This window comes from Klebsiella quasipneumoniae subsp. quasipneumoniae (assembly GCF_020525925.1).
GTDB classification, from domain to species: domain Bacteria; phylum Pseudomonadota; class Gammaproteobacteria; order Enterobacterales; family Enterobacteriaceae; genus Klebsiella; species Klebsiella quasipneumoniae.
Genome location: NZ_CP084876.1, coordinates 109,685 through 134,985, shown reverse-complemented (window position 1 = coordinate 134,985; position 25,301 = coordinate 109,685). Strand labels below are relative to the sequence as shown.

The window sequence follows — 25,301 nt, the reverse complement described above, 5'->3', positions numbered from 1 at the left end:
TGACTATTTCTGACACTGGCGGCAATAAAAGGTCGCCCGCTGGGCATGCTTGGTCCCGACAACCGGCGTGCCGCAGATCCGGCAGGGTTCGCCCTTGCGGCCATAGACCTGTAGCTCCTGGGCAAAATAGCCGGGCTTGCCATCGCTTTGCAGGAAGTCCTTCAGCGTGGTGCCGCCCTGCTCTATCGAACGCAGCAGGACCAGCTTAATCACCTTCACCAGCTGCCCGCACTCGTCCCGCGACAGTGAGGACGCCAGCCTGTCAGGGTGGATCCCGGCGGAGAACAGCGATTCACTGGCGTAGATATTGCCGACGCCCACCACCAGCTTGTTATCCATCAGCCAGGGTTTGATCGCGGTTTTCTTCTTCGCGCATTTCTGCTGGAGATAATCGGCGTTGAAGGCGTCGCTCAGCGGCTCCGGCCCCAGATGCGCCAGCACCGGGTGGCCTTCCAGCTCTTTGGTCCACAGCCAGGCGCCAAAGCGGCGCGGATCGGTATAGCGCAGGACTTTACCGTTACTCATAACCAGATCAACGTGATCGTGTTTTTCCGCAGGCAGCTCTTCGCTCAGGATGCGCAGGCTTCCCGACATCCCGAGATGGACAATGATCCAGCCGTTCGGGAGTTCCAGAAGCAGGTATTTGGCGCGACGACGCACGCTGAGCACCGGAACGTCGCTCAGGCGATAAATCTCTTCAGAAACCGGCCAGCGCAGCCGTCCGTTGCGCACGACGGCGTGCAGAATGGTTGCGCCAACCAGGTGCGGCTCAATGCCGCGGCGGCTGGTTTCAACCTCTGGTAATTCAGGCATGATTTTCCTCCATTTACCCGGCGTATTGTGCTTCACGGACAGGTGGCTGAAAAGGGAGTGTGTGAAAGCAATATGGGGGAGTTTTAAAAACAAAAAACCCCGCCGGAGCGGGGTTTTTATACAAGGAGGCTAAAATTATTTGATTTTAGCTTCTTTGTAGATAACGTGCTGACGTACAACCGGATCGTACTTTTTCAGTTCCATTTTTTCCGGTTTGGTACGTTTGTTCTTCGTGGTGGTGTAGAAGTGACCAGTACCAGCGGAAGAAACCAGCTTGATTTTCTCACGAATACCTTTAGCCATGATTTATTTCCTCTAAGTACTTAGTACTTTTCGCCACGGGCACGCAGTTCAGCCAGAACTGTATCGATGCCTTTCTTATCGATTACACGCATACCTTTAGCAGATACGCGCAGGGTGACAAAACGCTTCTCGCTCTCAACCCAGAAACGGTGAGAGTGCAGGTTCGGCAGGAAACGGCGTTTAGTCGCGTTCAGTGCGTGGGAACGGTTGTTACCGGTCACCGGACGCTTGCCAGTAACTTGGCAGACTCGGGACATGTCTATTCTCCAAAAATCAAATTAGCTCGAGCTTCGTATGGGGTATTGGCGCCTCGTCAGGCTTTACAGCCTGGTCATCGCAGTTCAATGTGAACTCTCGACTGCCAGGCCCAAATGCCAAACCCGAGATTCTCAAAGGTGGCGTAGTATACGCTGACTCGGCGATGTGCTCAAGTCCCGAACAGACAAAGATCCCGAAGGATCGCCAGTTCGGGGCTAAATCCAGCCACGTTCGGCAAAAGATACATACGCACCGCGGCCGATAACCAGATGGTCAAGCACACGTATCTCCATGAATCGACAACACTTTACCACCCTTTCGGTAATCAGCCTGTCAGCCTGACTCGGCTCCGGACTACCGGAGGGATGATTATGCGCAAGGATCACGGCGGCGGCGTTCACTTTGATGGCTTCGCGTACAATTTCTCGCGGATGCACCTCAACGTGGCTAAGAGTACCAGAAAAAAGGCGGCTATGTTTCAACACGCGGTTCTGATTATCTAAAAAGATCACCATAAAGATCTCGCGCTCCTCTTCCGTCAGCTGGCTTTGCAAAAATTCCCGCGTCATCGAGGGGGTGACCAGCGCGGCCTCCTCAACCAGCTGCGAGCTAAAATAGCGCCGCGCCAGCTCGGCAATCCCCTTCAGTTGCGCATATTTCGCCAGCCCCAGCCCGTCAACGGCAACCAGTTGCGCTTTATCAGCGGAAAGCAGAGCGTAGAGCGAACCAAAACGCTGCAATAACGCCTGGGCGTAGCTCAGCACATCCTGACGGCGTGTGCCAATGCGCAGAAACAGCGCCAGTAGCTCAACGTCCGTCAGCGCCTCGATGCCGAATTGCAGCATCTTCTCCCGTGGCATCAGATTTTCCGTTCCGTCCATGCGCCCTCCTGCGTGAATCAGCCTATCCTGGCACAACCTGACGACGCTGCCGACCCGCCGCTTTTCACCCTGCGTAGCCGCTCGCAAAGTGAATGCCCGTCAGAGGCACGACGGCGGCAGGATTGTGATAAGATGCGCGGATTCTGGTCTACGGCAACAGGAATACATCATGATGACTCTGGCGGGTAAAAAAATCGTCCTGGGCGTCAGCGGCGGTATCGCGGCGTATAAAACCCCGGAACTGGTACGGCGACTACGTGAACGCGGCGCGGAAGTGCGTGTCGCAATGACGGAGGCGGCAAAAGCGTTCATCACCCCACTCAGCCTGCAGGCGGTATCCGGCTATCCGGTTTCCGACAGCCTGCTCGATCCGGCGGCGGAAGCGGCCATGGGCCATATTGAGCTCGGAAAATGGGCCGACCTGGTGATCCTCGCCCCGGCGACCGCCGATTTGATCGCCCGCGTGGCGGCAGGCATGGCCAATGATTTGGTGTCGACGATCTGTCTCGCCACCCCTTCCCCGGTTGCCGTCTTGCCCGCCATGAACCAGCAGATGTATCGCGCGCAGGCCACCCAGCATAATCTGCAGACGCTCGCTTCCCGCGGCCTGCTGCTGTGGGGACCGGACAGCGGTAGCCAGGCCTGCGGCGACGTCGGCCCGGGGCGAATGCTCGATCCGTTAACCATCGTGGAGATGGCCGCACAGCATTTCGCTTCCCCTGTCAAAGATTTGCAACATCTCAACCTCATGATTACCGCGGGCCCGACCCGTGAGCCGTTGGATCCGGTGCGTTACATCTCAAACCACAGCTCCGGTAAGATGGGCTTCGCGATTGCCGCCGCCGCCGCACAGCGCGGCGCGAACGTGACCCTGGTCAGCGGACCGGTATCGCTACCGACACCGCCCTTTGTGCAGCGCATTGATGTCACTACCGCGCTGGAAATGGAAGCGGCCGTCCAGGCCAGCGCTCAGCAGCAGCACATTTTTATTGGCTGCGCCGCGGTGGCGGATTACCGCGCCGCCGCCATCGCCGAAGATAAAATAAAAAAACAAGGTGATGAATTAACAATAAAAATGGTTAAAAACCCGGATATCGTCGCCGGGGTTGCAGCGCTAAAATCGCATCGCCCCTACGTCGTTGGGTTTGCCGCCGAAACGAATAATGTGGAAGAATATGCGCGGCAAAAACGTGCCCGCAAAAACCTCGACCTGATTTGCGCCAACGATGTTTCCCAGCCTAATCAGGGATTTAACAGCGATAGCAACGCATTACACCTTTTCTGGCAGGATGGGGAAAAGCGCTTACCACTTGAGCGCAAGGAACTCCTGGGCCAATTATTACTCGACGAGATCGTGACCCGTTATGATGAAAAAAATCGACGTTAAGATTCTGGACCCGCGTGTCGGCCAGCAATTTCCGCTGCCGACCTATGCCACCTCCGGCTCCGCCGGACTTGACCTGCGAGCCTGTCTCGACGACGCCGTAGAGCTGGCGCCGGGCGCAACCACGCTGTTGCCGACCGGCCTTGCGATTCATATCGCCGATCCCTCTCTGGCGGCGGTGATCCTGCCGCGCTCGGGCCTGGGTCATAAGCACGGCGTGGTGCTGGGCAACCTGGTGGGCCTTATCGACTCCGATTACCAGGGGCAGCTGATGGTGTCCGTCTGGAACCGCGGTCAGCAGAGCTTTATTATCGAGCCGGGCGAACGTATCGCGCAGATGGTCTTTGTGCCGGTCGTGCAGGCGGAATTTAACCTGGTGGAATCTTTCGATGCCACCGACCGCGGCGAAGGCGGCTTCGGTCACTCAGGGCGTAAATAAGCCCAGCAACACGGAATCTGCATCCCAACGCGCATAATGCAATAACATCACCGCAAACTCTGGTTTGCGGTCGCGTTGTGGATGTCTGCCTGACAAGTGCTTATTTTCAGGGGTATTTTAAAACATGGCAGAAAAGCAAACTGCGAAACGGAATCGTCGCGAAGAAATACTTCAATCTCTGGCGCTAATGCTGGAATCCAGCGATGGTAGCCAACGTATTACCACCGCGAAACTGGCGGCTTCCGTCGGCGTTTCTGAAGCCGCGCTGTATCGCCATTTTCCCAGCAAAACCCGCATGTTTGACAGCCTGATCGAGTTCATTGAAGACAGTCTGATTACGCGCATCAATTTGATTCTGAAAGATGAGAAGGACACATCAGCGCGCCTGCGCCTGATTGTTCTGTTGATTCTTGGGTTTGGCGAGCGTAATCCTGGGCTGACGCGCATCCTCACCGGACACGCGCTGATGTTCGAACAGGATCGGCTGCAGGGCCGTATCAACCAGCTTTTTGAACGCATCGAAGTGCAGCTGCGTCAGGTGATGCGCGAGAAAAAAATGCGCGAAGGCGAAGGCTACACTCTCGACGAAACGCTGCTGGCCAGCCAGCTGCTGGCCTTCTGCGAGGGCATGCTGTCGCGCTTTGTGCGCAGCGAGTTCAAATACCGTCCGACGGATGATTTCGACGCCCGCTGGCCGCTGGTCGCCGCACAGCTGCAGTAGTTTTTTTGCATTGCCCGGTAGCGCTCTGCTTACCGGGCTTTTTCGTTACACGCCGTAGGCTTCGCGATAAGCGCGAACTGCCGCCAGGTGTTCCGCCATCTCCGGTTTCTCTTCCAGGTAAGCGATCAGCTCTTTCAGGGTGACGATCGAGATAACCTGGCAGCCGTAATCCCGCTCCACTTCCTGAATGGCGGAGATTTCGCCGCGGCCGCGCTCCTGACGATCCAGGGAGATCAGCACACCCGCCAGCTGCGCGCCGTTGGCCTGGATGATCTCCATGGATTCGCGAATCGCCGTACCGGCGGTGATCACATCATCCACCAGCATGACCCGGCCCTGCAGTGGACTACCGACCAGATTGCCGCCTTCGCCGTGAGTCTTTGCCTCTTTACGGTTAAAGCAGTAAGGCAGGTCGCGGTCATGGTGTTCGGCTAACGCCACCGCGGTGGTGGTGGCAATCGGGATCCCTTTGTAGGCCGGGCCAAACAGCAGGTCGAACTCAATCCCGGAATCCACCAGCGCCTCGGCATAAAAACGGCCCAGCAGAGCCAGATCGCGCCCGGTGTTAAACAGGCCGGCGTTAAAGAAATAGGGGCTCTTACGCCCGGATTTCAGCGTGAACTCGCCAAACTTAAGAACCTGCTTGCTAAGCGCAAACTCAATAAACTGGCGCTGATACGGCTTCATGGATTCGCTCCTCATCTTACTTTTTTACGGTCAAAAAAAAGGCGACTTCTCAGTCGCCTTAAAAACTAATCTGCTAACGCCGCCTTCTGCGTCGTAATAATGGATTCGATCCCCCCTCGGGCTAACGCCAGGAGAGTGAGGAGCTCTTCATGGGTGAACGGCTCGCCTTCTGCCGTACCCTGCACCTCGATGATGCGACCATCTTCGGTCATCACCACGTTCATATCGGTTTCCGCGGCAGAGTCTTCGATGTACTCCAGATCGCAGATGGCTTCGCCATTAACGATCCCAACAGAGACCGCCGCCACCATCCCTTTCATCGGGTTAGTTTTCAGCTTGCCGGCCGCCACCAGCTTATTCAGCGCATCGGCCAGCGCCACGCAGGCACCGGTAATAGACGCGGTGCGGGTGCCGCCGTCGGCCTGCAGCACATCGCAGTCGAGGGTGATGGTAAACTCGCCCAGCGCTTTCAGATCAACCGCCGCGCGCAGCGCACGGGCGATCAGGCGCTGAATTTCCATCGTCCGGCCGCCCTGTTTGCCTTTTGCCGCTTCACGCGCGTTACGCGTGTGCGTTGAACGCGGCAGCATGCCATATTCAGCGGTGATCCACCCCTGTCCCTGTCCTTTCAGGAAACGCGGTACGCCTTCGTCAATGGAGGCGGTGCACAGCACTTTGGTATCACCGAATTCAACCAGCACAGAGCCTTCAGCGTGTTTTGTGTAATTACGGGTCAGGGTAACGGGGCGCACCTGGTTGGCGCTACGACCTGCTGGACGCATGATAGAAATCTCCGGCTTGAAACGAATGTAAGGCCGCATTATACGAATTTCATGGCGAAAAGCCTATGCCAACACCTGCCGGGCGCGCACATAATGTCAGTCCAGCGTTTTCCGATAAGATTTCAACCCTACGCCGATCACTATCACCGCCAGGCCAATCAGCGGCAACAGATCGGGTAATAATGCCGTCGCAGAATACCCTTTCAGCATAATGCCCTTTACCAACCGGATGAAGTAGGTCAGCGGCAAACAGGAGCCAATGGCTTTCGCCCAGTCGGGCATACTAATAAAAGGACTGATAAAGCCAGACAGCATAATGGAAGGGATAAAATAAAATGACGACATTTGCAGCGCCTGCAGTTGGTTTTGCGCTATGCCAGAAATACCAATGCCGATTGACAGGCAGAGGAAGACATAAATTAACAACACCAAAAAAAGCAGGAAAACGCTGCCATGAAGAGGAATATCAAATAACAGAACGGCGGCAATCAGAATTAACGTCGCCTGAAACAGGCCAATGATAACAAAAGGTGTTATCTTACCAACAATGACCTCAAGCCCCGTCAAAGGAGAAACCAGTAAATTTTCTAACGCACCGTTTTCTCTCTCACGAGTAATCGACAGAGCGGTCATCAGGATCAAGGTTGTACTGAGTATCGACCCCATAATACCGGGAATCGTATTAAACTGGGTGATCCCCTCCGGGTTAAACATGCGATGGATAATAAGCTCAAAATCATCCTCTTTTTGCTCTACACGCATTTCACCCGGCAAGTCTTGCTGAAACATCGATTTCGCAACCTGCACCAGAGCACTTAACGCATTTCCCGTGGTCATCGGATCGATAGCATCCCCCTGAATGAGCAGCTGAGGTTTTTCTCCACGCAGCATCTTGCGCGTAAACCCCTCGGGGATCGTTACGATAAAAGTGACATCACCTCGAACAAATGCTTTCTGAGCTGCCTCTTCAGAATCGACTGGTATCATCGAAAAATATCCGGTATTTTGCGCTCCTGTCACAAAAACCTGACTCATGCGTTCGCTATCGTAATTCAGTAATGCGGTAGGAAGATGATGCGGGTCCATATTTATCGCATAGCCAAGAATGATCAGCTGAAAAATAGGGGTAAGGAGTACCATGCTGATACTGACTTTATCACGACGTAATTCGTGGATCTCCTTAATAACCACACCGAACCAGCGGATTAGAGAGAAGTTTAAATTAATTTTTTTCACAATTGTTTTTCATCAAATAGGTAAATGCGTCTTCCAGATTGGTATCGACCTGGCAGAACTCATAACCCTGTTGTTTAAAAGCAAATAGCGCGGATGCTAACTTCGCTTCATCTCTGGAAGTAACATAAAGCTGATTGCCAAAAATGACCGTTTGTTCAATATCCGGCAAGCGCTGGAGCTGGCTTTCAAGCACCGTCAGCCCAGCGCCGCTGGTTCTCACGGTAATAAGATTCTGCGAAGCGATAATCGATGCAATAGTGCCATTCGCCAGTAGCCGACCATAAGAGAGGTAAGCAACTTTATGGCAGCGCTCTGCCTCGTCCATATAATGCGTACTCACCAGTATTGAGATCCCTTTGTCAGAGAGCTGATGCAGCATTTGCCAGAACTCCCGTCGCGCTTTTGGATCCACGCCAGCGGTCGGTTCATCCAGAAACAGCAAAACAGGTTCATGCAACATGCAGGCGGCGAGGGCCATTCTTTGCTTCCAGCCGCCAGAAAGTTCCTTAGCCAGCTGGTGCTGCCGGGAAGTAAGACCTAATTCTGTAAGCGCATCCTCAACCCGGGCCTTACGCTGGTCAAGGCCATATAATCGTGCAATAAAATATAAGTTTTCCCGAATAGTTAAATTTCCCCACATCGAGAAATACTGAGTCATGTAGCCTATCTTTTGTTTTATTTTTTCCCGCTGAGTGAAGATGTCCATACCCAGACAAAAACCTTCACCTGAATCGGGCGTAATCAAACCGCACATCATCCGTATCGATGTCGTTTTTCCGCTACCGTTCGGACCAAGAAAACCATAAATCTCGCCTTTTGCCACCTGTAATGAGAAATCCTTTACGACATGATGTTCGCCAAAATGTTTATTGAGATTTTTCACATCAATACAAAGATTATTCATTGCCAATAATCTCCACATCAAACGGCTGACCGATTTTCATCCGTTCAGCCTGCTCCAGGACAGGGATCGCCTCGGCCATAAAAATAAGTTTTTCACGGCGTTTCGTACTGTAAATAACCGGGGGCGTAAACTCTGCTTCAGGACTGATATAATTAATAACGCCAGGAATAGGTTCTGCACAACCGTCGCATAAAAGTCTTACCTTCGTCCCGATATAAAATTTACCGAGCATCGCCTCGGGTATAAAGAAGCGTACTTTTATATTCTCAGGTGGTAACAGACTGATTATTGGTCTGCCGGCTGAAGGACGCTCCCCGACACGATATATAATATCAAAAACTTTGGCATTTATTGGAGATACAATCGTCGTTTGCTGAACATCCCGAAGCGCTTTATCACGTTCGAGTTTTGCCGCGGCCACCATCGAGAGCTGTTGGCTAATCTCATCCTGACGGGCCGGTAGTTGCCGTGCCTTGAGTTGATTAATTAACTCTTCAACCTGTGCGCCTTTTTGCGTTAACTCATCCCTGATATCCTCCCATTCCGCCCGCGATATGGCATGGTTGGCATAAAGATGACGATATCGCCCAAGCTGCCGCTTTACCTGTGATTCTGCCGATTGGGCTTTTTTTAGCTGTGACCGTATAATATCCAGCTCTTCTGGCCGCTCTCCCGATTTCAGATTTCGTAACACTGCGCTCTCAGCTGAAAGTTTTTCTTCAGCACGCAGGAAAATATTTTGTGCATCGAAGGAGTCAATCTTCACTAACTCCTGTCCTGGAATGACATTATCGCCCTTATTAATGAAGATTCGTTCTATTTTTTCATTACCAGAATAAGAAAGGTATACAAATTCACCATGTGAATAACCGGATAGCATGTTATCCGGTTTGTTATCACATCCCGAGAGTACTAGCATCGAAATCATGACAAAGCATTTAGTTACTGACTTTTGCATTAAAACGTATCCATACGCATATCATTTCCCTTATTACTGACGGCTGGATTAAAGCATCATTACTCCAGTACCCGCTAGTCATCGTCAACTCAGTCTTTTAAATAATGTTTAACGTATACTTCATTCAATTTATCAATAGCGCTCAGATTTAACCCAGCTATCGAGTTAAAAGCCTCATCTTTAGTAAATGAAATAATCGACGACCCACCTGGAGAGAACCATTTAGCAGTCTGTTTAAAAGGCCAGGGCAGCTTATAACCTTTTTCTCTCAGAAGATGATTTAACATACTCCAGTCTTCGCTAAAATCGTTTCCGCTAAAAGGACTATCGCTTTGTGTAGTTTCTACCGTGAACAGGGCTATTGGTGTACAAAAATCAGTCGTGGTGGGAAAGTACATATTATAAAAACTCACAATCAGTTTCTGTACCTCTTCAGGAAAAGATCCTGGGATAGTCAACACACCTAATAAATATTTATAGTTGGGGTATCTTTTTATAAAATCGAATATACCTTGCCATAAATAATCAAGAACATTACCTTTTTGATAAGGTTTCTGGATAAAGCCACGACCTATTTCTACACACTGCTCTAAGCACAAATAGGCGCTATCATGATATTTAAATAAGCTATTACTATAGAGGCCAGCTATTCCATGGCGGGCGAGTTGCTCGCCAACAGGAACGAGACGGTACGCCCCCAGAATTTCTGTTTCAGCAGGATCCCACAATAAAATGTGATAATAACTTTCATCAAAAATATCATTATCTCTATCTTTACCGGACCCTGAACCAATATCGCGATAACAGCGTTCGCGTAAGCGTCCTAACTCATCAATAATTGGTGAGAAACGGCCAGTATTGCAGCGATAAATCAATAATTTTCTTCCATCATCAAACTGTCTTAATATTTCGCACTCATCTATCGCACTTATTAAATCCTCTCTATCTTCTTTTAGTCCTTGTGGCGAAATCGTATCGACAAGAGCTGCTCCATTCTTCCCTATGCTCTGGAGGTGCATCAAACATACATTAGCTGCTGCAGAAAGATCTTCATTGTATTTTTGCAATGAAGATAAGGTTATTTGCTGTCCGATATTGATTCCCATGGTCTTTCCACGATGGCGGAGAGCTTCACGAATAACCATTATATTTGACAGTTGCCGCCAGATCGTTGCAGTAAGATAATAAACGTTACTGTTTTTACCCGTAATATGAATAGGCACCAGCGCCGCATTATTTCTCATCGCCAGCTGTAAAAAACCGGGGTTCCACTTATGCTCCTGTAAACCTGAAAGAGACCAGTTAGCCAGTTTACCCGCTGGACATATAATTAATACGCCTCCCTCTCGCAGATGATTGTTCATCTCTCTAAATTTTTTATGGCTCATCTTACCGGCCATATTTTCAATACCAATGGTCAGTTCTGCCACCTGTGGAAATATAATTGGCAAAATGTGGTTGGCAATTATTTTTATATCTTTCCTCACCCGGGAGACCGTATGTATTAAAGCAAGACCATCGATGACAGTTGGATGATTTGAAATAACAACCGCTGCCCCATTTTCGGGTATGTTATTAAATTGATGTTGTTCGGTTGCACATTGCAATTCAAGGAGATCGACGACCGAATTAACCCATTCGACTCCACTTTGATTAACTAACCGATCGTTATATATTATGCGAGTAAATTTCTTATTGCCGAAAGCGGACCTGAAAAGCCATTTTTTCCAAAAGGGTATATTTGTATTTGGGAAAAATTCTCTAATGACTTTATCAAAGATAGTGTCCATATTAAAATCCTTTTTATAGAACTCATCTAAAATGACTATACTCGCGATCTTGCTGCCGGACAATACTACATAAAGTTAAATCATTGCCATTACAAAACAAATAAATATAATTAAATTGATTATATTCATGAAGAGAATGCACCCAACAGAGATATTAATACTTTTGTCATATTGAATTCAGAAAAAGCATACATAATAGTTAAAGGTAATACCCCATAACATTTTTGGCGGTTATACTTTGTAAAAAATACCACGATATAGCTTTAAGACGATACAAAAACATGTGGATGATCATACTCACATTCAATAATAAAAATAGGCCTACGGTTTTTCACTCTTTTTTATTCTGCCTGAAAGCAGGGAGAGATAGCTTTACTGCGAATAGACAGAATTCATTTGATAAAAATTAACAGCATAATGATGCTTAAGCCGCGAAAGAATCAAAGCTTATTTCCTATCTGCTATAAAAGGATACATTTCACTAAGCAAAGTAATCGCATTAAATACACCGAAGCTATGTCCCTTAAAAAATCAGTCTTGAAGTATTTCATCACTATTCCTGTTAAGTCACCGCCGGCATAGCTATAATCCTTGCATTCATTATTACGAAAACAGGAACGTCTATGATCCGCAGTATGACCGCCTATGCCCGCCGTGAAATCAAGGGTGACTGGGGTAGCGCCGCATGGGAGCTGCGCTCGGTAAACCAGCGCTATCTGGAAACGTACTTCCGCCTGCCGGAGCAGTTCCGTAGCCTGGAGCCCGTGGTACGCGAGCGCATTCGCGCCCGCCTGACTCGCGGTAAAGTCGAATGCACCCTGCGTTTTGAACAAGACCCCAGCGCTCAGGGCGAACTGATTCTCAACGAAAAGCTGGCTAAACAGCTGGTTAACGCCGCCAACTGGGTAAAAATGCAGAGTGATGAAGGGGAAATCAATCCGGTTGATATCCTGCGCTGGCCGGGCGTGATGGCCGCCAAAGAACAGGATCTTGACGCCATCGCCGCCGATATTCTGGCAGCCCTTGACGGCGCGCTGGATGACTTCATCGTCGCTCGCGAAACGGAAGGCCAGGCGCTGAAAGCGCTTATCGAGCAGCGTCTTGAAGGCGTGAGCGGCGAAGTGGCGAAAGTTCGCGCCCATATGCCGGAAATTCTCCAGTGGCAGCGCGAGCGTCTGGTCGCCAAGCTGGAAGATGCGGAAGTGCAGCTGGAGAATAACCGTCTCGAGCAAGAGCTGGTGCTGATGGCGCAGCGTATCGACGTTGCCGAAGAGCTGGACCGCCTCGAAGCCCACGTAAAAGAGACCTACAACATTCTGAAAAAGAAAGAGGCTGTGGGTCGCCGTCTCGACTTTATGATGCAAGAGTTCAACCGTGAGTCGAACACCCTGGCGTCAAAATCGATCAATGCCGAGGTCACCAACTCTGCGATTGAGCTGAAAGTGCTGATCGAGCAAATGCGCGAGCAGATCCAGAATATCGAGTAATCTCAGATACCTTTCTGAAGGCCGGTTTACCGGCCTTTTTTCATTCATTTCAAAAGCAATGTCTTTTATCCAGTACCCGGCAGGTCAAAAACGCCCCTGCCGCGCACAGCAGCGTCGGGGCCAGATAGCTGTGATCCATGTGGGTGAACTCCATCACCAGCACCACCGCCGTCAGCGGCATCTGCATGGAGGCGGCGAGAAAAGCGGCTGCCCCCACCAGGGCGAAACTGCTTTCATCTCCGCCAGGGAACCCTGATTGCCAGAGCGCGCAGAGCAGCAGGCTGACCAACCCGCCCACCGCCAGCCCCGGGGTTAACAACCCGCCTTCCGCGCCGCCGCGCAACACCGCCAGGATCACCACCAGCTTCAGCCCTAACAGGATCGCGACCATGGAGTGAGGCAGCCCGTCGCTGAGCGCCAGCTGCATCGGCCCCTTGCCATTGCCCGGTAGCGCAGGGAACCAGAGGCTAAGGACGGCCAGAAGCGAAAACGCCAGCAGACAGAACACCGGCATCTGCCAGTTACTTCGCACGCGTGAACGCGCTGCGCTGGTCGCTTTGCGAAAGAGCCAGGCGCCGGCGCCAAGAATCGGGCCCGCCAGAATCGCCCACCAGAGAAAGGTGTGCGGAAGCGCGCTGGAAACAAAATGGTATTGCGATTCATCCCCTAACCCGAGGGTGGCCGTCCAGGCGGCAATCGCCGAGGTCATTATCGCCGCCAGCGTTTTTTCCCAGCTAAACGACAGCAGCATGACCTCGAGGGTGAACAACGCCCCTGCCAGCGGGACGTTATACACCGCCGCCAGGCCCGCGCCCGCCCCACAGGCAATCAGCGTACGGGTTTCATCCTCCAGCAGGCGCAGCTTACGCGCCACCATCCCCGCTCCCAGCGCGCCCATTTCCCGGGGGGCCACTTCGCGGCCAAGCGGGGAACCCAGCGCTACGGTGACGATCTGCAGCAGAGCGTGGATCGTCGTGGTGCCCGCGGGCATGGGGACGGAAGGGTTAGCCACCGCCGCGGCAATGGAAACCCGCTTCTGCCCATAGCGACCAAGCAGCCACCAGCCAAATCCGGCGACGATGCCGCCGGCCACGATTGCCGCGATGCGACGTGGCCAGGGCGACGCCGTGACGCCCTGTAAAAATGACACCGAACCAACGATATGCGCTGGACTGTAGCCAAAAGCCAGGTGCTGAATGGCATGTAAAATCAGCGCCAGCGCCATACCGGACAGACCGGCCAGAATCCCGGTTAATACCACAGCCATCAGGCGAGTCAGATAATGTTTGTTCCCGGCGGCGACACGCATTTTCTCATCTCCTCGAGAAAGAAAATAAAAGGATAAAGGTCGGGACTTAAACATTAGGTATTCATAGCGTTTTCAATATAGATAACCGATCGGGAATAAGACATTACTTTTTCTAATCTGTAAAAATTCAAAAAATAATACTTAACCACCAAATAAAGCCAATTTAAGCCATGTTGTCATTACTTTTTCCTGGCCTAACGACTTCACTTTAGAAAATATCAATCGTGATCCTGCGCACAAATCGTTAACCTGCCGGCCACTGTCTGGGGGGATCTATGCTGCTTCATGTTCTGTATTTAATCGGTATCACCGCGGAAGCCATGACCGGAGCGCTGGCTGCCGGTCGTCGGCGGATGGACACGTTTGGCGTCATTATTATCGCCACCGCGACCGCGCTGGGCGGGGGTTCTGTTCGCGATATCCTGCTGGGACACTATCCTCTCGGCTGGGTGAAGCATCCGGAATACGTCATCATTGTCGCCGTCGCCGCCGTCCTTACCACAATTGCCGCCCCGGTAATGCCGCACCTTCGCCGGCTTTTCCTGGTGCTGGATGCGCTGGGGCTGATCGTGTTTTCCATCATCGGCGCGCAGATCGCCCTGGATATGGGCGAAGGCCCGGTTATCGCCTCTATTGCTGCGGTCATCACCGGCGTTTTCGGCGGCGTACTGCGCGATATGTTCTGCAAGCGCATTCCGCTGGTCTTCCAGAAAGAGCTGTATGCCGGGATCTCGTTTGCCGCAGCGGTACTCTATATAGCGCTGCAACACTACGTCAGCAGCCACGATGTGGTGGTCCTGGCCACGCTGCTGTTCGGCTTTACCGCCCGCATGCTGGCGCTGCGCTGGAAGCTCGGGCTACCGGTCTTCCACTACACCCACGACGCCCACTAACCGCCTTAAAACCCGGGGATGCGCTGCCTGCTAAGCCATTGCGCCAGCGCCGCCACGTCAGGGTCATGCAGGAAAGCCACTAACTGTCGGGCTCTGATCGCCCCCACGCCCGGCAGCGTGCGCCATTGCGCTTCACTCTTTGCCGTGAGGAGGCGCCAGTTTTCACTGCCAGGCTGCGCCAGCGCCCCCTGGGGCACCGGGATCCCCATCGCCAGCACCCAGCGTATAAAAGGCCGTTTACGAATAAGATCAAACTGATGCCAGAGGTGCTGCCCGCGGGCAGCCGAGATCCCCGGCATCGCCTGCAGCTGCTCCGGCGTGAGCGCCAGCCAGGAAAAAAGATGCTCCATCGGGTGCTGCTGCTGAATAACGCGCCATACGCTTTCCCCTACGCCATCGATATCCAGCGCCGACTTTGATGACAACCAGACCAGCCGGGAAAGAAACTGTTCGCTGCACTCGGGGGTGGCGAAATAGCAGGTTAGCGCATTGAATTTCGCCGCCGGCGGCGTCGGTTTATGGCGCTCGACCGTCCGCCAGACAACAGCGTCGATCCGTGGAATACCCTGGCCTGCCAGACTGATCTGCAGCTGATCGCCAACCCCGATATCCAGCGCCTGCCAGCGGCTCACAGAGCCAACGTTAACCCGCTGCACGCGTTTGTCATCCAGCCGCTGGGGCTCAAGCTCAGCCACTACGTTGAGTCTGCCGCTGCGGCCAGTACTGAAATGGATCGCCCGCACCTCCATCACCCGCGATGCCGGAGGATATTTCCAGGCTGCCAGCCACTCGCCCCTTCCCGGTGACCAGACGCGCCCCGACGGTTCGCGTCCTTCACGCACAATCACGCCATCGCTGACGAAGGGGAGCGGCGAGCGATACCAGCGCTGGCGCCACTCCGCCACCTGCTCAACGCGCGTTACCGAATGGGTGTATTGTCCGCTGTAGCCGAACCCCGCCTGCGCCAGCAGCTGCTGTCGACGGCGCATATCCGAGGGACCGTCTGGCCAGGCCCAGATAAAAACGTCCAGCTGGCTGAGCGGCGCCGCCGCCGCGCCAGCCCGCATCATCAACCCGGCGACTTTCGCCCGCGCGTTCATTCCGCCAGCCTGCTGCTGAATATGCCCCTCCCGACGCAGAAATAGCTCCCCCTGCAGCACGCTGTTGGCCAGTTCGCCGGTCGTCAGCTTCGCCAGCGCCGGGATCTGCCGCGCTCGGGCGGTCCACAACTCACCGCGCAGGCCATCCCCGCGGCTGATAGCCTGAACCAGATGCCCCTGGCGATAGACCAGGGTGACCGCCACGCCGTCCACTTTAGGCTGTACCCACAGGTCGGCTTTATTTTTCATCCAGCGGGCCACGCTGGCCTCATCCACCAGCTTGCGCACGCCAGTATGGGCGACCGGATGACGCGTATCGCCGGTCGGCGGAGGCAGATCGTCATCCTCAGGCGTCGCGCCCGGAAAGCATTGCCGCCACTGCGCCAGGCGCAAGGCGAGCTGGTCGTAAACGTCATCGCTCACCTCGCTGGCGCCCTGTCGCCAGTAAGCCTCGTTCCAGGCGTCAATCTGCTGATGTAGACGTGCGATCTCCTGTCTGCCTTTGGCCGGCGGCCAGTCCGGACACGTCGCCAGCGCGCTGGCGGAGAACATCCCTATCGCCAGCCACCCTCCTCCTTTACGCATTGCTGTCCCCTCCTTCATCACCTGGCGGAGAGTCTGCGGCAGAATGCCGGAAACCGCGACGGGCGCTTTTTCACCCTGCGAAGCGCCTTCCAGGATTTACACCTCGTTGCAGCAACGGCTGGCGAATTCAGGAAAACGGCAGGCAAAATGAAAGAAACAGCGGCAAAAAGTGTGACAAGGACTGCGTCACGCCGCGGCGACGTGTATAATAGGCTCGTATGTAGGACCTCTTTCGATAACCACATACAAAAGACACTCATGGCTCAAGGCACGCTTTATATTGTTTCCGCCCCTAGCGGCGCGGGTAAATCCAGCCTGATTCAGGCTTTATTAAAAACCCAACCGTTGTATGACACCCAGGTATCGGTTTCCCATACCACGCGGGCGCCGCGTCCGGGTGAAGTGCACGGCGAACATTATTTCTTCGTGAATCACGACGAATTCCGCTCGATGATTGGCGAAAACGCGTTTCTGGAACATGCAGAGGTCTTTGGCAACTATTACGGCACGTCGCGTAAAGCGATCGAGCAGGTGCTGGCGACCGGCGTTGATGTCTTCCTCGATATCGACTGGCAGGGCGCGCAGCAGATCCGTAAAAGCATGCCTGGCGCACGCAGCATTTTTATTCTGCCGCCGTCAAAAGATGAACTGGACCGTCGCCTGCGCGGCCGCGGCCAGGACAGCGAAGAGGTGATCGCGAAACGAATGGCCCAGGCCGTTGCGGAAATGAGCCATTACGCCGAATATGATTACCTGATTGTGAACGATGATTTTGACACCGCCCTGAGCGACCTGAAAAATATCATCCGCGCTGAACGTCTGCGCATGAGCCGCCAAAAGCAGCGACATGGCGCTTTAATCACCAAACTATTGGCAGACTGAACCCACATTCAGTATCATGCCCAGTCATTTCTTCACCTGTGGAGCATTTTAAGTATGGCACGCGTAACTGTTCAGGACGCTGTAGAGAAAATTGGTAACCGTTTTGACCTGGTACTGGTCGCCGCGCGTCGCGCTCGTCAGATGCAGGTAGGCGGAAAGGATCCGCTGGTACCGGAAGAAAACGATAAAACCACCGTAATCGCACTGCGCGAAATCGAAGAAGGTCTGATCAACAACCAGATCCTCGACGTACGTGAGCGCCAGGAACAGCAAGAGCAGGAAGCCGCTGAATTACAAGCCGTTACCGCGATTGCTGAAGGTCGTCGTTAATCACACAGCGGGTCGCCCTTGTATCTGTTTGAAAGCCTGAATCAGCTGATTCAAAACTACCTGCCGGAAGACCAGATCAAACGTCTGCGGCAGGCGTATCTCGTTGCACGTGACGCTCACGAGGGTCAGACACGTTCAAGCGGTGAACCTTATATCACGCACCCGGTCGCGGTAGCCTGTATTCTGGCCGAGATGAAGCTCGACTACGAAACGCTGATGGCCGCGCTGCTGCATGATGTGATTGAAGATACTCCCGCCACCTACCAGGACATGGAACAGCTTTTTGGTAAAAGCGTCGCCGAACTGGTAGAGGGGGTATCGAAACTTGATAAGCTCAAGTTCCGCGATAAGAAAGAGGCACAGGCCGAAAACTTTCGCAAAATGATCATGGCGATGGTGCAGGACATCCGCGTCATCCTCATCAAGCTTGCCGACCGCACCCACAACATGCGTACCCTGGGCTCGCTACGCCCGGATAAACGCCGCCGCATCGCCCGCGAAACGCTGGAAATCTACAGCCCGCTGGCGCACCGTTTAGGTATCCATCACATCAAAACCGAGCTCGAAGAGCTGGGCTTTGAGGCGCTGTACCCGAACCGCTACCGCGTCATTAAAGAGGTGGTCAAAGCGGCGCGCGGCAACCGTAAAGAGATGATCCAAAAGATTCTCTCGGAAATCGAAGGGCGTTTGCAGGAAGCGGGGATCCCCTGCCGCGTCAGCGGTCGCGAAAAGCATCTGTACTCGATCTACTGCAAAATGGTGCTTAAAGAGCAGCGTTTTCACTCGATCATGGATATCTACGCCTTCCGCGTTATCGTCCATGATGCCGATGTCTGCTACCGCGTGCTTGGCCAGATGCACAGCCTCTATAAACCGCGTCCAGGTCGTTTCAAAGATTACATCGCTATTCCGAAAGCGAACGGCTATCAGTCTTTGCACACCTCGATGATCGGCCCCCACGGCGTCCCGGTCGAGGTACAAATTCGTACCGAAGACATGGACCAGATGGCGGAGATGGGGGTCGCGGCGCACTGGGCTTATAAAGAGCACGGCGGCGAAAGCAGCACCACCGCGCAAATCCGCGCCCAGCGCTGGATGCAAAGCCTGCTGGAGCTGCAGCAGAGCGCCGGCAGCTCGTTTGAATTTATCGAGAGCGTTAAATCCGATCTGTTCCCCGATGAGATTTACGTTTTCACCCCGGAAGGGCGCATTGTCGAACTGCCCGCTGGCGCCACGCCGGTGGACTTCGCCTATGCGGTGCATACCGATATCGGCCATGCCTGCGTCGGCGCGCGCGTCGACCGCCAGCCCTATCCGCTGTCGCAGCCGCTCTCCAGCGGTCAGACTGTCGAAATTATTACCGCGCCGGGCGCACGTCCGAATGCCGCCTGGCTGAACTTTGTCGTCAGCTCGAAGGCGCGCGCCAAAATCCGTCAGCTGCTGAAAAACCTCAAGCGCGATGACTCGGTCAGCCTTGGCCGTCGCCTGCTCAACCACGCGCTGGGCGGTAGCCGCAAACTCGCCGAGATCCCGCCGGAGAATATCCAGCGCGAGCTCGACCGGATGAAGCTGGCCTCGCTTGACGATCTGCTGGCGGAGATCGGTCTGGGCAACGCCATGAGCGTGGTGGTGGCAAAAAACCTGCAGCAGGGCGAAGCCGCTGCGGCGCCGGTGCCGGCCAATGCCTCAAACCACGGCCATCTGCCGATCAAAGGCGCCGATGGCGTGCTGATCACTTTCGCCAAGTGCTGTCGCCCGATCCCCGGTGACCCGATTATCGCCCACGTCAGTCCCGGCAAAGGGCTGGTTATCCATCATGAATCCTGTCGTAACATCCGCGGCTACCAGAAAGAGCCGGAGAAATTTATGGCGGTTGAGTGGGATAAAGAGACCGCTCAGGAGTTCATTACGGAGATCAAGGTGGATATGTTTAACCACCAGGGCGCACTGGCTAACCTGACGGCGGCGATCAACACCGCCTCTTCCAATATCCAGAGCCTGAATACGGAAGAGAAAGATGGCCGCGTATACAGCGCCTTTATCCGCCTGACCGCCCGCGACCGCGTGCATCTGGCGAATATCATGCGCAAAATACGCGTCATGCCGGACGTGATTAAAGTCACCCGTAACCGAAATTAGCTTTTAGACAAAACATTCGAATTGCATCAAGGCGGCAAGCGAATGACAAATCTGCCGGGAGCAGATTTGAACGCTGCCTGCAGCGCCCCCGTCAGGGGCGAGGCCCAGGGATGGGCCGCGTGATCCGCAGCGGCTAAAGAGGTAATTCGAAGGATTAAGAGTAATGAATTCACAGCGTTATGCGCGTATCTGCGAGATGCTCGCCAGGCGTCAGCCTGACCTGACGGTCTGCATGGAGCAGGTCCATAAGCCCCATAACGTCTCTGCGGTCATCCGGACCGCAGACGCCGTTGGCGTACACGAGGTGCACGCGGTCTGGCCGAGCAGCCGGATGCGCACCATGGCCTCCGCCGCCGCGGGCAGCAACAGCTGGGTGCAGGTGAAAACCCACCGTACCATCGCAGATGCCGTCGGCCACCTCAAAGGCCAGGGTATGCAAATCCTCGCCACCCATCTTTCCGACAAAGCCATCGATTTCCGTGAAATCGACTATACGCGCCCAACCTGCATCCTGATGGGTCAGGAGAAAACCGGCATCACTCAGGAAGCGCTGGCCCTGGCGGATCAGGACATTATTATCCCGATGATCGGCATGGTGCAGTCGCTGAACGTCTCCGTCGCCTCGGCGCTGATCCTGTATGAAGCCCAGCGGCAGCGACAGAATGCCGGGATGTACCAACGCGCCAACAGCATGCTGCCGCCGGAAGAGCAACAGCGCCTGCTGTTTGAAGGCGGCTATCCGGTGCTGGCCCGCGTCGCGAGACAAAAAGGGCTGCCTTACCCCCACGTTAACGAGCAGGGCGAAGTGGAAGCCGATGCCGCGTGGTGGGCCACCATGCAGGCTGCGAGGTAAACCCGATGTCAGGCCGCCTGTTAGATGCCGTTCTGCTCAGTTCACTCACCGGCGTCGGGGCTGCGCAGAGCAGCAAGCTGGCGAAGATCGGCCTGCATACGGTACAGGATCTGCTGCTGCACCTGCCTTTGCGCTACGAAGATCGCACCCATCTTTATCCGATAGCCGATCTGCTTCCCGGCGTTTATGCCACCGTGGAAGGCGAAGTGCTCAACAGCAATATCACCTTCGGCGGCCGCCGAATGATGACCTGCCAGATCAGCGACGGCACCGGCATCCTCACCATGCGCTTTTTCAACTTCAACGCGGCGATGAAAAACAGCCTCGCGACCGGTCGACGCGTGCTGGCCTACGGTGAAGCCAAACGCGGGAAGTACGGCGCCGAAATGATCCACCCGGAATATCGCGTCCAGGGCGATATGAGCACCCCGGAGCTGCAGGAGACCCTAACGCCGGTCTATCCGACTACCGAGGGCATTAAGCAGGCGACCCTGCGCAAGCTCACCGATCAGGCGCTCGAGCTGCTGGAGACCTGCGCTATCGGCGAACTCCTGCCGCCGGAGCTGGCGCAGGGGATGATGAGCCTGCCGGAGGCGCTGCGCACCCTGCATCGTCCGCCGCCATCGTTATTGCTTAGCGAGCTGGAAAGCGGCAAGCACCCGGCGCAGCAGCGCCTGATTCTGGAAGAGCTGCTAGCGCACAACCTCAGCATGCTGGCGCTGCGGGCAGGCGCCCAGCGCTATCACGCCCTGCCGCTCGGCGCCAACGATACCCTGAAAAATCAGCTGCTGGCCTCCCTGCCCTTTAAGCCCACCGGCGCGCAGGCGCGGGTCACCGCCGAGATCGAGCGCGATATGGCGCTGGACGTGCCAATGATGCGCCTGGTGCAGGGCGACGTCGGCTCCGGTAAAACGCTGGTCGCCGCCCTGGCCGCGTTGCGCGCTATCGCCCACGGCAAACAGGTGGCGCTGATGGCGCCCACCGAACTGCTCGCCGAGCAGCACGCCAATAACTTCCGCAGCTGGTTTGCACCGCTGGGCATTGAAGTCGGCTGGCTGGCGGGCAAACAGAAAGGCAAAGCCCGCCAGGCGCAGCAGGACGCGATCGCCAGCGGCGAGGTGCAGATGATTGTCGGCACCCACGCCATCTTCCAGGAACAGGTGCAGTTTAATGGCCTGGCGCTGGTGATTATCGACGAACAGCACCGCTTCGGCGTACACCAGCGGCTGGCGCTGTGGGAGAAAGGTCAGCAGCAGGGTTTCCATCCGCATCAGCTGATCATGACCGCCACGCCGATCCCGCGCACCCTGGCGATGACCGCCTACGCCGACCTCGATACCTCGGTTATCGACGAGCTGCCGCCGGGCCGAACCCCGGTGACCACCGTCGCCATCCCGGACACCCGGCGCAGCGATATTATCGACCGCGTGCGCAACGCCTGCACCCACGAAGGCCGCCAGGCCTATTGGGTCTGTACCCTCATCGAAGAGTCCGATCTGCTGGAGGCCCAGGCGGCGGAAGCCACCTGGGAGGAGCTCAAGCTGGCGCTGCCGGAGCTGAATATCGGTCTGGTGCACGGGCGGATGAAACCGGCGGAAAAGCAGGCGGTGATGCTGGCTTTCAAGCAGGGCGAAATGCACCTGCTGGTCGCCACGACGGTCATTGAAGTCGGTGTCGACGTGCCGAACTCGAGCCTGATGATTATCGAAAACCCGGAACGTCTGGGTCTGGCGCAGCTGCACCAGCTCAGAGGGCGCGTCGGGCGCGGCGCGGTCGCTTCCCACTGCGTGCTACTCTATAAATCGCCGCTCTCTAAAACGGCGCAGAAGCGTCTGCAGGTGCTACGCGACAGCAACGACGGTTTCGTCATCGCCCAGAAAGACCTTGAAATTCGCGGTCCCGGCGAGCTGCTCGGCACCCGCCAGACCGGCAACGCCGAGTTTAAAGTGGCGGATTTACTGCGCGATCAGGCGATGATCCCCGACGTTCAGCGCATTGCACGCCACATTCATGAACGCTATCCGCTGCAGGCCCAGGCGCTGATCGAGCGCTGGATGCCGGAAACCGAACGCTATTCCAACGCGTAGCGCGCTTTTGCCGCGCTGCGGGCAATTTTTCTACACAATGAGTGGATTATGAAACGAGAACTGGCCATCGAATTTTCGCGTGTCACCGAAGCCGCCGCGCTGGCGGGCTATAAATGGCTGGGCCGCGGCGATAAAAACTCCGCCGACGGCGCCGCGGTGAACGCCATGCGCATTATGCTTAACCTCGTCAATATCGACGGCACCATCGTCATCGGCGAGGGCGAAATCGATGAAGCGCCGATGCTCTATATCGGCGAAAAAGTGGGCACCGGCAAGGGCGATGCGGTGGATATCGCCGTCGATCCCATCGAAGGCACCCGGATGACGGCGATGGGCCAGGCTAACGCCCTGGCGGTGATGGCGGTCGGCGATAAAGGCTGCTTCCTCAACGCGCCGGATATGTATATGGAAAAGCTGATTGTCGGCCCGGGCGCTAAAGGCGCTATCGACCTCAGTCTGCCGCTGGAAGAGAACCTGCGCAATATCGCCCGCGCGCTGAACAAGCCGCTGGGCGAGCTGACCGTCACCGTGCTGGCGAAACCGCGCCACGACGCGGTGATTGCTCAGCTGCAGCAGCTGGGCGTGCGCGTGTTCGCCATTCCCGATGGCGACGTCGCGGCCTCCATTCTCACCTGCATGCCGGATAGCGAAGTCGACGTGCTGTACGGCATCGGCGGCGCGCCGGAAGGGGTGGTTTCCGCCGCGGTGATCCGCGCGCTCGACGGCGATATGCAGGGCCGCCTGCTGGCTCGTCACCACGTGAAGGGCGACAGCGAAGAGAATCGTCGCATCGGTGAAAACGAGCTGGCGCGCTGCAAAACCATGGGCATCGAAGCGGGTAAAGTGCTGCGCCTTGATGAAATGGCGCGCAGCGATAACGTCGTCTTCTCCGCCACCGGCATCACCAAAGGCGATCTGCTGGACGGCATCACCCGTAAGGGCAATATGGCCACCACCGAGACGCTGCTGATCCGCGGCAAGTCGCGCACCATCCGTCGGATCCAGTCGATTCATTACCTCGACCGTAAAGATCCGGACGTCCAGCAGCACATCCTGTAATACCGCTTTCTCTCCTCCAGGCAACCGTCCGCGGGCGGTTGTCCTGTTCTTCGTTTATATTTGATCAATAGAGCTTTCTTGCGCCTGCGGGGTGGAAATCTTGCCCGTCTGGGCCGAAGATAAAGCATCGCTTGGCAACAGGAGAAGACGATGGCGGACTGGGTTAGCGGCAAAGTGACAAAAGTGGAGTACTGGACGGACGCCTTGTTCAGTTTATACGTGCGGGCGCCGGTTCAGCCGTTTACCGCCGGGCAATTTACCAAGCTCGGGCTGGAAATCGACGGCGAACGCGTGCAGCGCGCCTACTCCTACGTCAACGCTCCCGGCAATCCCGATCTCGAGTTCTATCTGGTCACCGTCCCGGAAGGCAAACTGAGCCCGCGTCTGGCGGCGCTGAAGCCGGGCGATGAGGTCCAGGTGGTGAGCGAAGCGGCTGGCTTCTTCGTCCTCGAGGAAGTACCGAATTGCGATACCCTGTGGATGCTGGCGACCGGCACCGCGCTTGGGCCTTACCTGTCGATTCTCCAGGAAGGCAAAGATCTTGAGCGCTTTAACCATCTGGTGCTGGTCCATGCCGTGCGCTACGCCGCGGACCTGAGCTATCTGCCGCTGATGCGCGAGCTTGAGCAGCGCTACGCCGGCAAATTACGCATCCAGACGGTGGTCAGTCGCGAAACCGTGGCAGGCTCGCTGACCGGCCGGGTGCCGTTCCTGATTGAAACCGGGGCGCTGGAGGAGGCGGTCGGCCTGCCGATGACCAACGACACCAGCCATGTGATGCTGTGCGGCAACCCGCAGATGGTGCGCGATACCCAACAGCTGTTAAAAGAGACCCGGCAGATGACCAAACATCTGCGTCGCCGGCCGGGCCACATGACGGCGGAGCATTACTGGTAATCAGGCGTCCGCTTTCCAGCGCACGTCCTGGGTCTCCTTGCCGAACTTATTCTCGCCCTGGGTGCCGACAAACGCCCCCAGGTCGATCAGCATCATGACGATAATCAGCGTCGGCACAAAGCGCCCGACGCCCCACTGCCAGACCTGCGGCAGCATCGCCCAGTTCCCCGCCAGCAGCATCCACGCCAAAATCATCAGCAGCGCCCACAGTCCGGATTTGCCGCGATCGTGCAGTCGCTTCACCACCACCGCCGCCGTCGGCCACAGCAGGCAGACGATAATAAACGCTGCCGTCTGCAGATTAAGCAGATTGCTGCCTGCCAGGGTGAACAGAGCGCTCATGGTCACCAGCCAGATGGCAATCCAGATCCAGAAATCGCGGCGGCCAATGCGCCCTTTAATTGAGAATAACCACTGCTGTAGGGTCATGCGTTTTTCCTTATCATCATCGTCTGCGTAGTTTACCCTGGCGTCGTGACTTTTTGACAAGCGCCGCGCTTCCCGATTTAATCGTCAGCAGGCAA

Annotated in this window: 25 protein-coding genes; 12 read left to right on the top strand and 13 right to left on the bottom strand. The window is 55.2% G+C overall.

Translation table 11 applies throughout. The features are described 5' to 3' along the window. Positions 1 to 3: 3 nt before the first annotated feature. The 4 genes from mutM to radC all read right to left on the bottom strand — a co-directional run bounded on the left by mutM (position 4) and on the right by radC (position 2,255). The gene (gene mutM, locus LGM20_RS00670; RefSeq protein WP_044525050.1) at positions 4 to 813 is read right to left on the bottom strand and encodes a bifunctional DNA-formamidopyrimidine glycosylase/DNA-(apurinic or apyrimidinic site) lyase; all 810 of its coding nucleotides are present in this window, start codon (positions 811 to 813) and stop codon (positions 4 to 6) included. A 135-nt stretch (positions 814 to 948) separates the two neighbouring features. After that, positions 949 to 1,116, bottom strand: a complete 168-nt coding sequence (rpmG, locus tag LGM20_RS00665; RefSeq protein WP_002922510.1) for a 50S ribosomal protein L33 — start codon at positions 1,114 to 1,116, stop codon at positions 949 to 951. Between the two features lie 20 nt (positions 1,117 to 1,136). Further along, a complete protein-coding gene (gene rpmB, locus LGM20_RS00660; RefSeq protein WP_000091955.1) occupies positions 1,137 to 1,373 on the bottom strand; it encodes a 50S ribosomal protein L28 in 237 nt (78 codons plus the stop codon). Between the two features lie 216 nt (positions 1,374 to 1,589). Continuing rightward, on the bottom strand, positions 1,590 to 2,255 hold the full coding sequence (gene radC, locus LGM20_RS00655; RefSeq protein WP_017900054.1) for a RadC family protein: 666 nt from the start codon (positions 2,253 to 2,255) through the stop codon (positions 1,590 to 1,592). Positions 2,256 to 2,427: 172 nt separating this feature from the next. On the opposite strand from radC, the gene coaBC reads away from it, so the two are divergent. The 3 genes from coaBC (at position 2,428) to slmA (ending at position 4,799) form a co-directional block, all read left to right on the top strand. Next, positions 2,428 to 3,642: a bifunctional phosphopantothenoylcysteine decarboxylase/phosphopantothenate--cysteine ligase CoaBC gene (coaBC, locus tag LGM20_RS00650; protein ID WP_044525069.1), complete on the top strand. Its 1,215-nt coding sequence runs from the start codon at positions 2,428 to 2,430 to the stop codon at positions 3,640 to 3,642. After that, positions 3,620 to 4,078, top strand: coding sequence for a dUTP diphosphatase (gene dut / locus LGM20_RS00645; RefSeq protein ID WP_004145270.1), 459 nt, complete (start codon positions 3,620 to 3,622; stop codon positions 4,076 to 4,078). The genes coaBC and dut overlap by 23 nt, the downstream gene beginning before the upstream one ends. Before the next feature lie 124 nt (positions 4,079 to 4,202). Then, positions 4,203 to 4,799: a nucleoid occlusion factor SlmA gene (gene slmA / locus LGM20_RS00640; protein WP_004205072.1), complete on the top strand. Its 597-nt coding sequence runs from the start codon at positions 4,203 to 4,205 to the stop codon at positions 4,797 to 4,799. A gap of 45 nt (positions 4,800 to 4,844) precedes the next feature. On the opposite strand, the gene pyrE is transcribed toward slmA, so the two are convergent. From pyrE to LGM20_RS00610, 6 genes are all read right to left on the bottom strand, one after another. Further along, positions 4,845 to 5,486: an orotate phosphoribosyltransferase gene (gene pyrE, locus LGM20_RS00635; RefSeq protein WP_004205073.1), complete on the bottom strand. Its 642-nt coding sequence runs from the start codon at positions 5,484 to 5,486 to the stop codon at positions 4,845 to 4,847. 65 nt (positions 5,487 to 5,551) lie between these two features. Next, a complete protein-coding gene (gene rph / locus LGM20_RS00630; RefSeq protein WP_023319338.1) occupies positions 5,552 to 6,268 on the bottom strand; it encodes a ribonuclease PH in 717 nt (238 codons plus the stop codon). A gap of 96 nt (positions 6,269 to 6,364) precedes the next feature. After that, positions 6,365 to 7,504: an ABC transporter permease gene (locus LGM20_RS00625; RefSeq protein WP_023291369.1), complete on the bottom strand. Its 1,140-nt coding sequence runs from the start codon at positions 7,502 to 7,504 to the stop codon at positions 6,365 to 6,367. After that, positions 7,491 to 8,408 (bottom strand): ABC transporter ATP-binding protein, encoded by a 918-nt coding sequence (locus LGM20_RS00620; protein ID WP_023291370.1) that lies wholly within the window; start codon positions 8,406 to 8,408, stop codon positions 7,491 to 7,493. Before LGM20_RS00620 ends, LGM20_RS00625 begins: the two co-directional genes overlap by 14 nt. Then, entirely contained in the window at positions 8,401 to 9,366 is a 966-nt protein-coding gene (locus LGM20_RS00615) for an HlyD family secretion protein (protein ID WP_044525051.1), read from the bottom strand. The genes LGM20_RS00620 and LGM20_RS00615 overlap by 8 nt, the downstream gene beginning before the upstream one ends. Positions 9,367 to 9,455: 89 nt before the next feature. Next, on the bottom strand, positions 9,456 to 11,156 hold the full coding sequence (locus LGM20_RS00610) for a lysophospholipid acyltransferase family protein (RefSeq protein ID WP_044525052.1): 1,701 nt from the start codon (positions 11,154 to 11,156) through the stop codon (positions 9,456 to 9,458). Between the two features lie 623 nt (positions 11,157 to 11,779). On the opposite strand from LGM20_RS00610, the gene LGM20_RS00605 reads away from it, so the two are divergent. Beyond that, entirely contained in the window at positions 11,780 to 12,643 is an 864-nt protein-coding gene (locus LGM20_RS00605; protein WP_002922636.1) for a YicC/YloC family endoribonuclease, read from the top strand. Positions 12,644 to 12,692: 49 nt separating this feature from the next. Here LGM20_RS00605 and LGM20_RS00600 read toward each other — a convergent pair whose 3' ends face one another. Then, the gene (locus LGM20_RS00600) at positions 12,693 to 13,952 is read right to left on the bottom strand and encodes a chloride channel protein (RefSeq protein WP_044525053.1); all 1,260 of its coding nucleotides are present in this window, start codon (positions 13,950 to 13,952) and stop codon (positions 12,693 to 12,695) included. Positions 13,953 to 14,227: 275 nt separating this feature from the next. On the opposite strand from LGM20_RS00600, the gene LGM20_RS00595 reads away from it, so the two are divergent. Continuing rightward, on the top strand, positions 14,228 to 14,845 hold the full coding sequence (locus LGM20_RS00595; protein ID WP_002922654.1) for a trimeric intracellular cation channel family protein: 618 nt from the start codon (positions 14,228 to 14,230) through the stop codon (positions 14,843 to 14,845). 5 nt (positions 14,846 to 14,850) lie between these two features. On the opposite strand, the gene ligB is transcribed toward LGM20_RS00595, so the two are convergent. Then, on the bottom strand, positions 14,851 to 16,530 hold the full coding sequence (ligB, locus tag LGM20_RS00590; protein WP_044525054.1) for an NAD-dependent DNA ligase LigB: 1,680 nt from the start codon (positions 16,528 to 16,530) through the stop codon (positions 14,851 to 14,853). A 258-nt stretch (positions 16,531 to 16,788) separates the two neighbouring features. Between ligB and gmk the strand changes: the two genes are divergently transcribed. The 7 genes from gmk to fpr all read left to right on the top strand — a co-directional run bounded on the left by gmk (position 16,789) and on the right by fpr (position 24,777). After that, positions 16,789 to 17,412, top strand: coding sequence for a guanylate kinase (gene gmk, locus LGM20_RS00585; RefSeq protein ID WP_002922664.1), 624 nt, complete (start codon positions 16,789 to 16,791; stop codon positions 17,410 to 17,412). 54 nt (positions 17,413 to 17,466) lie between these two features. Then, entirely contained in the window at positions 17,467 to 17,742 is a 276-nt protein-coding gene (rpoZ, locus tag LGM20_RS00580) for a DNA-directed RNA polymerase subunit omega (protein ID WP_000135058.1), read from the top strand. A gap of 18 nt (positions 17,743 to 17,760) precedes the next feature. Further along, the gene (gene spoT / locus LGM20_RS00575; protein WP_004205080.1) at positions 17,761 to 19,881 is read left to right on the top strand and encodes a bifunctional GTP diphosphokinase/guanosine-3',5'-bis pyrophosphate 3'-pyrophosphohydrolase; all 2,121 of its coding nucleotides are present in this window, start codon (positions 17,761 to 17,763) and stop codon (positions 19,879 to 19,881) included. A 163-nt stretch (positions 19,882 to 20,044) separates the two neighbouring features. After that, positions 20,045 to 20,734, top strand: a complete 690-nt coding sequence (gene trmH, locus LGM20_RS00570; protein ID WP_017900060.1) for a tRNA (guanosine(18)-2'-O)-methyltransferase TrmH — start codon at positions 20,045 to 20,047, stop codon at positions 20,732 to 20,734. A 5-nt stretch (positions 20,735 to 20,739) separates the two neighbouring features. Beyond that, positions 20,740 to 22,821, top strand: a complete 2,082-nt coding sequence (gene recG / locus LGM20_RS00565; RefSeq protein WP_044525055.1) for an ATP-dependent DNA helicase RecG — start codon at positions 20,740 to 20,742, stop codon at positions 22,819 to 22,821. Positions 22,822 to 22,869: 48 nt separating this feature from the next. After that, positions 22,870 to 23,880: a class II fructose-bisphosphatase gene (glpX, locus tag LGM20_RS00560; protein WP_023291376.1), complete on the top strand. Its 1,011-nt coding sequence runs from the start codon at positions 22,870 to 22,872 to the stop codon at positions 23,878 to 23,880. 150 nt (positions 23,881 to 24,030) lie between these two features. After that, positions 24,031 to 24,777: a ferredoxin--NADP(+) reductase gene (gene fpr, locus LGM20_RS00555; RefSeq protein ID WP_023291377.1), complete on the top strand. Its 747-nt coding sequence runs from the start codon at positions 24,031 to 24,033 to the stop codon at positions 24,775 to 24,777. Here the strand turns inward: fpr and LGM20_RS00550 are convergent, their stop codons facing one another. After that, positions 24,778 to 25,206: a DUF805 domain-containing protein gene (locus LGM20_RS00550; RefSeq protein WP_004173894.1), complete on the bottom strand. Its 429-nt coding sequence runs from the start codon at positions 25,204 to 25,206 to the stop codon at positions 24,778 to 24,780. Positions 25,207 to 25,301 lie beyond the last annotated feature (95 nt).

Coding starts and splice junctions, on each gene's coding strand:
- slmA (WP_004205072.1), top strand. CDS start 4,203: ATGGCAGAAAAGCAAACTGCGAAACGGAATCGTCGCGAAGAAATACTT.
- mutM (WP_044525050.1), bottom strand. CDS start 813: ATGCCTGAATTACCAGAGGTTGAAACCAGCCGCCGCGGCATTGAGCCG.
- LGM20_RS00610 (WP_044525052.1), bottom strand. CDS start 11,156: ATGGACACTATCTTTGATAAAGTCATTAGAGAATTTTTCCCAAATACA.
- glpX (WP_023291376.1), top strand. CDS start 22,870: ATGAAACGAGAACTGGCCATCGAATTTTCGCGTGTCACCGAAGCCGCC.
- pyrE (WP_004205073.1), bottom strand. CDS start 5,486: ATGAAGCCGTATCAGCGCCAGTTTATTGAGTTTGCGCTTAGCAAGCAG.
- LGM20_RS00595 (WP_002922654.1), top strand. CDS start 14,228: ATGCTGCTTCATGTTCTGTATTTAATCGGTATCACCGCGGAAGCCATG.
- trmH (WP_017900060.1), top strand. CDS start 20,045: ATGAATTCACAGCGTTATGCGCGTATCTGCGAGATGCTCGCCAGGCGT.
- LGM20_RS00620 (WP_023291370.1), bottom strand. CDS start 8,408: ATGAATAATCTTTGTATTGATGTGAAAAATCTCAATAAACATTTTGGC.
- LGM20_RS00605 (WP_002922636.1), top strand. CDS start 11,780: ATGATCCGCAGTATGACCGCCTATGCCCGCCGTGAAATCAAGGGTGAC.
- LGM20_RS00615 (WP_044525051.1), bottom strand. CDS start 9,366: ATGCAAAAGTCAGTAACTAAATGCTTTGTCATGATTTCGATGCTAGTA.
- radC (WP_017900054.1), bottom strand. CDS start 2,255: ATGGACGGAACGGAAAATCTGATGCCACGGGAGAAGATGCTGCAATTC.
- ligB (WP_044525054.1), bottom strand. CDS start 16,530: ATGCGTAAAGGAGGAGGGTGGCTGGCGATAGGGATGTTCTCCGCCAGC.
- rpmB (WP_000091955.1), bottom strand. CDS start 1,373: ATGTCCCGAGTCTGCCAAGTTACTGGCAAGCGTCCGGTGACCGGTAAC.
- rpoZ (WP_000135058.1), top strand. CDS start 17,467: ATGGCACGCGTAACTGTTCAGGACGCTGTAGAGAAAATTGGTAACCGT.
- coaBC (WP_044525069.1), top strand. CDS start 2,428: ATGACTCTGGCGGGTAAAAAAATCGTCCTGGGCGTCAGCGGCGGTATC.
- recG (WP_044525055.1), top strand. CDS start 20,740: ATGTCAGGCCGCCTGTTAGATGCCGTTCTGCTCAGTTCACTCACCGGC.
- rph (WP_023319338.1), bottom strand. CDS start 6,268: ATGCGTCCAGCAGGTCGTAGCGCCAACCAGGTGCGCCCCGTTACCCTG.
- rpmG (WP_002922510.1), bottom strand. CDS start 1,116: ATGGCTAAAGGTATTCGTGAGAAAATCAAGCTGGTTTCTTCCGCTGGT.
- LGM20_RS00550 (WP_004173894.1), bottom strand. CDS start 25,206: ATGACCCTACAGCAGTGGTTATTCTCAATTAAAGGGCGCATTGGCCGC.
- fpr (WP_023291377.1), top strand. CDS start 24,031: ATGGCGGACTGGGTTAGCGGCAAAGTGACAAAAGTGGAGTACTGGACG.
- dut (WP_004145270.1), top strand. CDS start 3,620: ATGATGAAAAAAATCGACGTTAAGATTCTGGACCCGCGTGTCGGCCAG.
- LGM20_RS00600 (WP_044525053.1), bottom strand. CDS start 13,952: ATGCGTGTCGCCGCCGGGAACAAACATTATCTGACTCGCCTGATGGCT.
- gmk (WP_002922664.1), top strand. CDS start 16,789: ATGGCTCAAGGCACGCTTTATATTGTTTCCGCCCCTAGCGGCGCGGGT.